Here is a 1,306-nt window from a genome sequence, read left to right as displayed (position 1 = left end):
CCCCGGCGCGCCGGGGATGTACGCCAACCTGATCAAGGCCTGCCAGAACGCCGGCTTCGAGCCGAAGATTGCCTTTGAAGTGGAGCGCATGCTGACCAACGTCAGCCTGGTGGCCGCAGGCGAAGGCATCTCGGTGGTGCCGGCGTCGATGCGCGACGTGCATCGCGAAAGCGTGGTGTACTGCCGGATCAGCGATGCACGGCCAAGGTTGCTGGCACCGATCACCCTGGTGCGGCGCGCGTTCAATCCGTCGACGCCGTTGCAGAATTTCATTGGGCTGGCGCGGGAGTTGGCGGGGGTTTATCGCAAGGGTTGAAGGGCGATGGAACGTCAATCGACCACAAATAACTTTGCGCCAATGGCAGTGGAGGAACGATGCCCCTCCATGTCATTGCCCACCTGATAACTCATCCCGGCAGTCAGCGTGAACTGCCGGCCATCCTCCAGCTCGGTGTGCAGCTCACCTTCCAGGCACAGCAGGATATGCCCGCGCCAACACCAGTGATCCGCCAGGTAACCGGCGCTGTATTCGACCATGCGCACGCGGGTTGAACCGAACTGGCAAGTGCGCCAATACGCACTGCCGGTTTCGCCGGGATGCATCACCGGCTCGAGGGTCGACCAGTCGGTGGTGCCAAAGGGGATTGCGGTCAGGTCCATGGTTTTCTCGGCATTGAATAGGTATGGATGAACCGTATCTATAAGGTGAATGCCGCGATAGAGACAGATCCGCTGCATTTGCGGGATACAGGGCGATGACTCTTGGTATCCTGCCAAGCCTCTTCGCATGGAAGCCCGTCGATGAAGATCGATCCATCCTTTGTTGTGCATGAGACCGAGCACTGGCTGCTCAATCATCACCTGTCATCCGCACTGCCGGGCTACCTGATGCTGGGTGCCAAGGCGCCGGTTGACTCACTGGCCGAGATGCCCGATGCGGCGCTCGCGGAGCTGGGTGGGTTGCTGGCCAAAACCCAGCGGGTCATGGAGGCTCAGTTGAAGCCCAAGTGGCTTTACATCAGCCGGTTCGGGCATATGCCGGGCTTCCCGCTGCACTTTCATTTCATACCGGTGTATGGATGGGTTGAAGCGCTGTTCTGGCAGGATGAGCGCTATCGGGTGTTGCAGGATTTCGGGACGCAGCAGAAGGCTACCGACGGTGCGGAGCTGACGCTTTTTATCTGGCGGGAGTTTGGTGAGAGCCCTACGCCGCCGGTGGTTCAAGGAGCTTCGGTGAGCGAGGTGATCAGGTGTTTGCGTACGGAGTTCAATACCCAGGACGACACATGACCTGTGGCGAGGGAGC

At 60.0% G+C, this 1,306-nt stretch carries 3 protein-coding genes; 2 read left to right on the top strand and 1 reads right to left on the bottom strand.

Annotated elements, in window-relative coordinates:
• Positions 1 to 316: LysR substrate-binding domain-containing protein (locus HX869_RS30620; protein ID WP_256736809.1), on the top strand; the 316-nt coding region annotated here is incomplete at its 5' end.
• A 14-nt stretch (positions 317 to 330) separates the two neighbouring features.
• Here the strand turns inward: HX869_RS30620 and HX869_RS30615 are convergent.
• Entirely contained in the window at positions 331 to 660 is a 330-nt protein-coding gene (locus HX869_RS30615; RefSeq protein WP_087692424.1) for a DHCW motif cupin fold protein, read from the bottom strand.
• Positions 661 to 801: 141 nt separating this feature from the next.
• Here HX869_RS30615 and HX869_RS30610 point away from each other — a divergent pair, with 141 nt between their 5' ends.
• Positions 802 to 1,290 (top strand): HIT family protein, encoded by a 489-nt coding sequence (locus HX869_RS30610; protein ID WP_102368849.1) that lies wholly within the window; start codon positions 802 to 804, stop codon positions 1,288 to 1,290.
• Positions 1,291 to 1,306 lie beyond the last annotated feature (16 nt).

The organism is Pseudomonas sp. P7779 (assembly GCF_013386315.1).
Lineage (GTDB): Bacteria > Pseudomonadota > Gammaproteobacteria > Pseudomonadales > Pseudomonadaceae > Aquipseudomonas.
This window is presented reverse-complemented; position numbering and strand designations above follow the sequence as displayed.

What these genes read in the sequence shown, in the direction of transcription:
- HX869_RS30610 (WP_102368849.1), top strand. Translation starts at nt 802, where the DNA reads ATGAAGATCGATCCATCCTTTGTTGTGCATGAGACCGAGCACTGGCTG.
- HX869_RS30615 (WP_087692424.1), bottom strand. Translation starts at nt 660, where the DNA reads ATGGACCTGACCGCAATCCCCTTTGGCACCACCGACTGGTCGACCCTC.